Origin of the sequence: Streptomyces niveiscabiei (assembly GCF_001419795.1) — a bacterium.
In the GTDB taxonomy this organism is placed as follows: domain Bacteria; phylum Actinomycetota; class Actinomycetes; order Streptomycetales; family Streptomycetaceae; genus Streptomyces; species Streptomyces niveiscabiei.
In genome coordinates, this window is record NZ_LIRL01000657.1 from 1 (window position 1) to 8,008 (window position 8,008).

General features: G+C 69.1%; 8 protein-coding genes and 1 tRNA gene. 2 read left to right on the forward strand and 7 right to left on the reverse strand.

Annotated features, from left to right (window positions below; all coding sequences use genetic code 11):
• The 3 genes from AOK24_RS29530 to AOK24_RS29540 form a co-directional block, all read right to left on the reverse strand.
• Positions 1 to 892: tetratricopeptide repeat protein (locus AOK24_RS29530; protein WP_206191281.1), on the reverse strand; the 892-nt coding region annotated here is incomplete at its 3' end.
• Between the two features lie 161 nt (positions 893 to 1,053).
• Positions 1,054 to 1,127, reverse strand: a tRNA-Met gene (locus tag AOK24_RS29535).
• 56 nt (positions 1,128 to 1,183) lie between these two features.
• On the reverse strand, positions 1,184 to 4,108 hold the full coding sequence (locus tag AOK24_RS29540; RefSeq protein WP_079057052.1) for a UPF0182 family membrane protein: 2,925 nt from the start codon (positions 4,106 to 4,108) through the stop codon (positions 1,184 to 1,186).
• A gap of 163 nt (positions 4,109 to 4,271) precedes the next feature.
• On the opposite strand from AOK24_RS29540, the gene AOK24_RS29545 reads away from it, so the two are divergent.
• On the forward strand, positions 4,272 to 4,814 hold the full coding sequence (locus AOK24_RS29545) for a PPA1309 family protein (RefSeq protein ID WP_055723099.1): 543 nt from the start codon (positions 4,272 to 4,274) through the stop codon (positions 4,812 to 4,814).
• Positions 4,815 to 4,901: 87 nt separating this feature from the next.
• On the opposite strand, the gene AOK24_RS29550 is transcribed toward AOK24_RS29545, so the two are convergent.
• The 3 genes from AOK24_RS29550 to AOK24_RS29560 all read right to left on the reverse strand — a co-directional run bounded on the left by AOK24_RS29550 (position 4,902) and on the right by AOK24_RS29560 (position 6,906).
• Positions 4,902 to 5,999, reverse strand: coding sequence for a YlbL family protein (locus AOK24_RS29550; RefSeq protein WP_079057053.1), 1,098 nt, complete (start codon positions 5,997 to 5,999; stop codon positions 4,902 to 4,904).
• Between the two features lie 50 nt (positions 6,000 to 6,049).
• Positions 6,050 to 6,316 carry a hypothetical protein gene (locus AOK24_RS29555; RefSeq protein WP_055723101.1) on the reverse strand — a complete coding sequence of 89 codons (267 nt, stop codon included), beginning with the start codon at positions 6,314 to 6,316 and terminating at the stop codon, positions 6,050 to 6,052.
• A 107-nt stretch (positions 6,317 to 6,423) separates the two neighbouring features.
• Complete coding sequence (locus AOK24_RS29560; protein WP_420876704.1) at positions 6,424 to 6,906, reverse strand: molybdenum cofactor biosynthesis protein MoaE; 483 nt, start codon at positions 6,904 to 6,906, stop codon at positions 6,424 to 6,426.
• 209 nt (positions 6,907 to 7,115) lie between these two features.
• Between AOK24_RS29560 and AOK24_RS29565 the strand changes: the two genes are divergently transcribed.
• A complete protein-coding gene (locus AOK24_RS29565; RefSeq protein ID WP_055723103.1) occupies positions 7,116 to 7,625 on the forward strand; it encodes a hypothetical protein in 510 nt (169 codons plus the stop codon).
• On the opposite strand, the gene AOK24_RS29570 is transcribed toward AOK24_RS29565, so the two are convergent.
• Positions 7,564 to 8,008 (reverse strand): transposase (locus AOK24_RS29570; protein WP_159052027.1); only part of this gene is annotated, 445 nt, incomplete at its 5' end. The two genes, AOK24_RS29565 and AOK24_RS29570, sit on opposite strands and share 62 nt — an antisense overlap.

The following is an 8,008-nucleotide window of genomic DNA, read 5'->3' on the forward strand; positions in this document are numbered from 1 at the left end:
CGGCGTGCAGCGCGCCGAGCGCGTTCGCGGCGTTCCCGTCCCCGTCCTGGGCGCCCCGCAGCCACCAGATGGCGGCGTTCTCGACGTCCCCGGCGTCGCGCAGGAGGAAGCCGAGCGCGCAGGCGGCCCGGGCGTCCCCGTCCTTGGCGGCCATGAGGTACCACCGCCCGGCCTCCTTGAGCTCTCCGCGCCGCTCCAGGATGCCCCCGAGGTGGAGGGCGGCCCGCAGGTGCCCGCGCGCGGCGGCCTGCCGGTACCACTGCTCGGCCTCGCCGCTGGATTCCCCGCGCTCCCCGAGGAGCCCCCCGCTCCCGGGCCGGTCGAGGCTGCGGGCGAGCCGGTAGGCGGCCTCGCGGTGCCCGCGCTCGGCGGCGGCGCGCAGCCACTTCCCGGCGCCGGCGTCGCCGCGGTGCTCCAGGAGGTCGGCGAGGGCGTAGGCGCCGAGGGTGTGCCCCTGCTCGGCGGACTGCCGCAGCCAGTACTCGGCGGCGGGCTCGTCCCCGCGTTCCCGGTGGTGGCGGCCGAGCGCGTGCGCGGCGGCGGAGGACCCGGCGACGGCGGCGACGCGCCACCAGCCGGCGGCCTCGTCGGCGTACCCGCGCTGGTGGAGGAGGACTCCGAGGTTGTTGGCGGCGGCCCGGTCACCGGCGGCCGTGGCCGCACGCAGCCGGGGCTCCGCACCGTCCAGGTCGCCGCGCCGCAGCAGCCGCGCGCCGAGGACGCTGGCCGCCTCGGTGTCGCCGCCTTCGGCCGCGAGCCACAGGCGTGCCTCCTCGGCGGCTTCCCCCGTCTCGTCCGGGGCCGCTTCCTCGGCCTCGCCGGCAACCTCACCCGAAGGCCGCGCAATTCGCCCTGTCTCGTACAGAGTTCCCTTGTCCCCCATAACGTCCATCGTCGCACCACCTGCAACCGAGTTACATCTGGTATACCGCAGCCAGTGAGGTCACTTCAGCGTTTTGTCGACATGCCCACAGAGAGACACATCAAACCCTTTTTCCTTCCGAGACGCGCCGAAGGCCCGGATCCTAGTTGGATCCGGGCCTTCGCCTTCAGTAGCGGGGACAGGATTTGAACCTGCGACCTCTGGGTTATGAGCCCAGCGAGCTACCGAGCTGCTCCACCCCGCGCCGTGTTGTGACAACCGTACCACGGCGCGGAGGGAGCCTCCGACCTGCTCAAGCCCCTACGAGGAGCTGGGACTTGGCTTGGGGCTCGGACTGGCCGCCGGAGCCGGCTTGACCGCCGCCTGCGCGTCCTCGGCCCGCTTCAGCGCGGCCTCCAGATCCTTCTGGGCCTGCCCGTACGCCTGCCAGTCGCCCTTCTTCAGGGCTTCCTGGCCGGCGGTGAACGCCTTCTGCGCGTCCTGGAGGGCCTGCTGGACCGTCGGGTTGGACGGGGTCGACGGCGGCGGGGTCGTACCGCCGCCCCCGTCGTCCTCACCGGGCGGTGTGGCCGGTGGCGGGGTCTGCGTGTCGAAGACCTTGTCGAGCGCCGCCTCCAGGGTGTCCTCGAACGCGGTGTTGCCGTTGTAGGTCACCAGCACCTTGCGCAGCAGGGGGTACTTGAGTCCACCGCCGCGTACGTAGACCGGCTCCACGTAGAGCAGTCCGCCGTCGAGCGGGACCGTCAGCAGGTTGCCGTACTCGACCTCGGAGTCGCCGCCTCTCAGGAGGCGGATCGACTCGGCGATGTCCTGTTCGGAGTTGAACTGGCTCTGGACCTGTTTGGGTCCGTCGACGGTCGTGCTGGTCGGCAGTTTCAGGATTCTGATCTTGCCGTAGTCGGCTGTGCCCGCCTCCGCGTCGACCGCCATGAACGCGCTCAGGTTGTCCCGGCCGTTGGGCGTGAGCGTCGTCGTCAGCGAGAACGCCTGCGCCTTCTGGTCGGGCATCTTGAGGCTCAGGTAGTACGGCGGGACCGCGTCGCCCGACTTGTTGGTCGGGTCGTCCGGGACCTGCCAGACCTCGCTGCCGCTGAGGAACGTCGTCGCGTCCTTCACGTGGTAGCGGGTGAGCAGCTCGCGCTGGACCTTGAAGAGGTCCTGCGGGTACCGCAGGTGGTCCATCAGGTCCTTGGAGATCGCGGCGCGCGGCTCGACCGTGTCGGGGAACGCCTTCATCCAGGTCTTGAGGACCGGGTCCTGGGTGTCCCACTGGTAGAGCTTGACCTCGCCCGTGTACGCGTCGACGGTCGCCTTCACCGAGTTGCGGATGTAGTTGACCTGGTTCTGCTGGGCCACCACCGCGCGCGAGTTGTTGGCCGCCGTCAGCGAGTCGGCCGTCGTGTCACCGAGCGTCGTACGGGAGGCGTACGGGTAGCCGTTGGTGGTGGTGTACGCGTCGACGATCCACTGGATCTTGCCGCCGACGACCGCCGGGTAGGCGTCGCCGTCGATCGTCAGCCAGGGCGCGACGGCCTCGACGCGCTCCTTGGGCGTGCGGTTGTAGAGGATCCGCGAACCCTCGCCGATCGCGCCGGAGTACAGGATCTGCGGCTCCCCGAAGGCCACCGCGTACGCCGCCCGGTTCACCGGGTTGGAGAGGTTGACGCCGCTCTTGCCGGTGTAGCTGGTGGTCTTCTCGCCGCTGTCGTCGGAGTAGTCGATCTCCTTCTGCGGGCCGCCGACGATCGAGTACGTCGTCGTGCGCTCGCCGTAGTAGATCCGCTGCTGGTACTCGCCGAGCTGGCCCGTGGAGGGCAGGTCGGACTCGGTGAACACCGGCCGGCCCTCGGAGTCGACCGAGGTGCCCTGCGCGGCGACCACGCCGTAGCCGTGGGTGTAGCGGAAGTGGTTGTTGATCCAGTTCTTCTTCGGGATCCCGGCGAGGTTGATCTCGCGCAGGCCGATGACCGTGTCCTGGTCCTTGCCGTCCTTGGTGTACCGGTCGACGTCCAGGTTGGTCGGGAAGGCGTAGTAGTTCCGGATCTGCTGGAGCTGCTGGAACGTCGGCGAGATGATGTTCGGGTCCATGATCCGCACGCTCGCCGCCGCCGCCGCGTCGGAGCGCAGCTTGGTCTTGTCCGTCGCCGCCGGCTTGCCCGAGTACTCGGTGACCTGCGCGTCGTCGATGCCGTACGCCTCGCGCGTCGCCTTCAGGTTCTTCGCGACGTACGGGGCTTCCTTGGCCTGCTCGTTCGGCTGGACCTGGAACTTCTGGACGATCGCCGGGTACAGGCCGCCGATCAGGATCGCCGAGAGGACCATCAGGCCGAAGCCGATGACCGGGAGCTGCCAGGTGCGCCGCCACAGGGTGGCGAAGAAGAGCAGGGCGCAGATGACGGCGATGCAGAACAGGATGGTCTTCGCCGGGAGGTAGGCGTTGGCGTCGACGTACCTGAGGCCCGTCCAGCTGTCGGTGGCCTTGAAGTCGCTGGACTTGACGGCCAGTCCGTACCGATCGAGCCAGTAGGCGACCGCCTTGAGGGCGACGAAGATGCCGAGCAGCACCGACAGATGGCCGGTCGCCGCCGCCGTCGCGCGCGCGCCGGGGCTGGTGACGCGCAGTCCGCCGTACAGGTAGTGGGTGAGCGCCGCCGCGATCAGGGAGATGATCGTCGCCGCGAAGCCGAAGCCGAGCAGGAAGCGGTACCAGGGCAGGTCGAACGCGAAGAACGACACGTCCAGGTGGAACTGGGGGTCCTTCTTGCCGAAGGACACGCCGTTGACCCACATCAGCCAGGTACGCCACTGGCCCGACGCCGAGGCGCCCGCGATCAGGCCCACCAGGGCCGTGATCCCGAGGAGGAGCCACTTCTTGTACGGCGCGATGCCCATCCGGTAGCGGTCCAGGCTCTGCTGCTCGGCCGACATGGCGGCCAGCGGCGGGCGCAGGCGGTGCGCGAGCCAGATGTTGAAGCCGACCGCCAGGGCCATCAGCAGGCCGAAGACGAAGAAGAGCCCGACCTTGGTCCACAGGGTGGTGGTGAACACGGACGAGTAGTGCACCGACCGGTACCAGAGCCAGTCGGTCCAGAACCCGGCGAACATGGTGAACGCCATGCCCAGGACGGCCAGCACGCCCAGTGTCAGGAGCAGGGTCCTGGCCCGCCTGGACGGGCGGCCCACTCTGATCCGTGGCCCCGTCGGGCCTCCGCCGCGGTCCGGCATCTGGAAAGCCAAGGTGGCACCTCGAAGTTCGCTGTCGATCCCTCAGGCCCGCGTTTTCGCCGACCCCTCGTGGCCCCCGGTGATCGCGGGCCCACAACTATGCAACTTACTCACCGTTTACTCGGTTCCCGATTCAGGTCACGAACGAGAGAGGATTGTGACCATGTCCAACACTCCCATGGCGGCGAACCCGCTCACCCGGGCCGTACTGGAGATCGACGAGTACGTCTCCGGTCTCGGCTGGGACCAGCCCGCCCGCCTCTTCGCCCTCGTCGACACCGCGCGCCTGCGCCGCGAGGAACCCCGCCTCGCCTCCCAGCTCGGCCTCGACGACGCGCCCGAGACCGCCGGTCTCACCCCGATCGAGCAGGACGAGGTGCCCGCCGGCCGGCCGCTCGACGAGTTCCTCGCCACGATCGCCTGGCCGGCCGCGGTCACCGGCTGCGCGCTGACCGTGGAGCGCCTGATGCTCCCGCCGTCCGCCGAGGCCCAGGTCCCGTCCGACCTGAACGAGAAGAAGCTCGCGCAGTGGGTCGCCGCGCACCCCGACCGCCAGGAGGTCCGCATGACCGTCGCGGTCCTGCGCGACGGCACCCGCGACTCGGCCCTGCGCCTGCGCGAGAAGGACACCCCGTCGGAGGTCCTGACGGGAGGTGCCCTGGTCCCGGGCCTCGCGGAGGCCCTGTCGGCGACGTTCGAGGACTGATTTCTTCGCTACGACCTTCGCTACGACGGTGAGGGTGCCCTTCTCGATCGAGGGCACCCTCCGTCGTGTTCTGTTTCTGTGGGGCCGTCAGCCCTTGGCCGTGCACTTGGGAAGGGCGTCGGTCTTGCCCTCCCTGATGTCGGCCAGCGCGCCGAGCGCGTCCTTGATGGTGGCGACCTTGACGAGGGTCAGGCCGCTCGGCGTGTCCTTCGCCGCCGCCGCGCAGTTGTCGGCCGGGGTGAGGAAGTACCGGGCGCCCTTGTCGCGCGCGCCGACCGTCTTCATCTCGATGCCGCCGATCGGGCCGACCTTGCCGTCGTCGTCGATCGTGCCGGTCCCCGCGACGAACGTGCCGCCCGTGAGGCTGCCGGGCGTCAGCTTGTCGTAGATCCCGAGGGAGAACATCAGACCGGCGCTGGGGCCGCCGACGTCCGCGAGCTTGATGTCGATGCTGAAGGGGAACGTGTGGTCCGTCCCCGCCGAGATCCCGACGATGGCGCGCTTCTCGCCGGTGTCGTCCGAGGTGGCCGTCCTGATCGTGACCTTCTCGGTGGCCGTCGCCGTCTTCCCGGACTTCTGCGCGGCCTCCTGCGCCTTCGCCGGGATGATCGTGAACACGACGTCCTCGCCGGGCTTGTGCTTGGTCACCAGCTTCGCGACGTCACCGGGTTCCTTGACGGCCGTCCCGTCCACGTCCCTGATGACGTCCCCGGCGTGCAGCTTGCCCTCCGACGGGGAGCCCTTCACGACCGTCGACACGATCACCCACGACCGCACGGGGATGTTCAGCTCCTTCAGCGCGGCGACCTTCGCGCTCTCCTGGGACTGGCTGAACTCCTCCGCGTTCTCCTGCGTGGACTGCTCCTCCGTCTTGCCGTCCGGGTACAGCGTGTCGTGCGGGACGACCTTGTTGTCGTGCGCGAGCCAGCCGTACACGGCCTCGACGAGGTTCATCCGGTAGTCGGCGCCGGTGACGCGGACGGTCGTCATGTTGAGGTGCCCGGACGTCGGATACGTCTTGTGCCCCGAGATCTGCAACACCGGCTCGCCGTCGTGGTCCCCCAGCGTGTTCACCGTCGGACCCGGTGACATCTCGGAGTACGGCACCTTGACGAACACCCCCACGCACAGGAGGGCGATCAGCATCAGGGTCGAGGCGAGCATCGTCGCTGTGCGGCGTGGCATGGGTCGACAGTACGGGACGGGGCTGTCAGTGCATCGTCAGGGCGGGCCGGTCAGGTACGGGCCTGCTCGGGGGCCGTGGCTTCGAGGGCGGGAGGTGTGTCCTGAGCGGCGACGTTCCGGCGGGCGTCCTCGAATCCGGCGTACCGGAACTCGCCGTCCCGCACGATCGGCCGCTCCATCGCCGCGCGGAAACGGGCGTATCCGTCCAGTTCGGGGCCGTCGCTGCGGGCCTTGCGCGTGCGGTTGGCCCAGCCGCTCCACAGGCCCGCGCCGATCGCCGCGAGCAACGGGATACCCAACCAGGCGAGCGCCCCCATGTACGACCTCCCGACCCCGGACGAGCCACCGCGAACTGACTGATCAGCAGATTAACGATCCGCACTGACAACGCTCACGCGGGGGCGCCGGTTACGCAACCGGAGCCTCAGCAGGCCCCCACCCACTCCTCGGTCCCGTCCGAAAACTTCTGCTGCTTCCAAATGGGCACCTCGTGCTTGAGATCGTCGATGAGCTTGCGGCACGCCGCGAACGCCTCGGCCCGATGAGCACAGGCCACGGCAACAATCACCGCAACATCCCCCACCTTCAACTCCCCCACCCGATGCACAGCCGCCAACGCCCGCACCGGAAACTCCGCAACCACCTTCTCGGCAACCCGCCGCATCTCCCCCTCAGCACTGGGATGACAGGAATACCCCAACGCCTCCACCCCAGCCCCCTCATCATGATCCCGCACAGTCCCCACAAACAACGAGATCCCCCCGGCGGCCGGATCCCCCACCGCCCGAAACACCTCATCCAACGACAACGCCTCCCCCCGAACAGCAACCAACTTGACGGGCTCAACGCCCCCCAGCTCCCCGGGATGATCAAACACAACATCAGCCATGCCCCCATGCTCCCTCATCCGACCAGAACAAGGAAAAGAGCAGAACAAGGCCCTTCAGGACCGCCCCCCACCCCAGCCCATTCTTTTCAGCCCGTCCGGCGTTTGAGAGGTCGTTCTCTTTCCGAACCCCGTGTGTGGATTCTGCTGGTCAGACATGGGATTGCAGCTGTCACGGAAGCCTCGACTCGTTGCCGGTCGGGATGTTGCGGGGGTGACGGATGCCGTCGATGCGAGCGGTTCTGGAAGCGCGGCGGAAAGCCGCGGCGGTTCGGGTGGAGGAACTCGAAGCCGAACTGGTGCGGGTGCGCAAGGACTTGGCTGACGCGGAAGAGGTCCTCAGGCGCCGGGTGATCGGTCTGGAGCAGTATCTGGAGGCGCTGGCCGAGAAGGAAACGCCCGCGATGGTGGCCGTCGGGTCGTCGCGGAAGAAGCCGGTCGGACCGCGACGCGCGGTGCCTCACCGGGAGAACGCGGCCGGGGTCGAGGACCTGTCGGTGGACTACCAGGCGTTGATGGCCGCCGTCATGGACGCGGGAGCCGATGGGCTGGGGGCTCGGCGGGCAGCGGTGGTGCTGGGCTGGGACAGCGCCTCCGTCTCCCGGGTCGAGGGAGCACGGGCCCGGCTGAAACGGCTGGTGGAACGGGGCTGGCTGGTCGAAGAGAAGCCGGGCAGGTTCAATCTGCCCGCGCCGGAGCAGAACGCCGCTGCTGACGGGCGGCCAGCCGGCGGCTCATGAGCATGGTCATCGACCACCGGATGACAGCTTCGCTGGTGTCGGTGCGCCGTTCGTAGTCACGGACCAGGCGCCGGCTGCGCAGGAACCAGGCAAAGGATCTCTCCACGACCCAGCGGCGGGGCAGGACCTGAAAGCCGCGGACGACGTCCCTGCGGCGGACGACATCGAGGACAACTCCGAGGTGCTGGGCGGCCCAGTCCTGGAGGTGGCCGCGATAGCCGCCGTCGGCCCAGATCAAAGAGAGCCGCGGAAAGCGGCTCCTCGCCGCGGGCAGCAGGACGCGCGCGGCATCCCGGTCGATCGTCGACGCTGGCGTGACAGCCACGTCCAGCAGGAGTCCGAGCGTGTCGGCGAGCAGGTGCCGCTTGCGGCCCTTATCTTGA

Coding starts and splice junctions, on each gene's coding strand:
- AOK24_RS29540 (WP_079057052.1), bottom strand. CDS start 4,108: ATGCCGGACCGCGGCGGAGGCCCGACGGGGCCACGGATCAGAGTGGGC.
- AOK24_RS29545 (WP_055723099.1), top strand. CDS start 4,272: ATGTCCAACACTCCCATGGCGGCGAACCCGCTCACCCGGGCCGTACTG.
- AOK24_RS29550 (WP_079057053.1), bottom strand. CDS start 5,999: ATGCCACGCCGCACAGCGACGATGCTCGCCTCGACCCTGATGCTGATC.
- AOK24_RS29555 (WP_055723101.1), bottom strand. CDS start 6,316: ATGGGGGCGCTCGCCTGGTTGGGTATCCCGTTGCTCGCGGCGATCGGC.
- AOK24_RS29560 (WP_420876704.1), bottom strand. CDS start 6,906: ATGAGGGAGCATGGGGGCATGGCTGATGTTGTGTTTGATCATCCCGGG.
- AOK24_RS29565 (WP_055723103.1), top strand. CDS start 7,116: ATGCGAGCGGTTCTGGAAGCGCGGCGGAAAGCCGCGGCGGTTCGGGTG.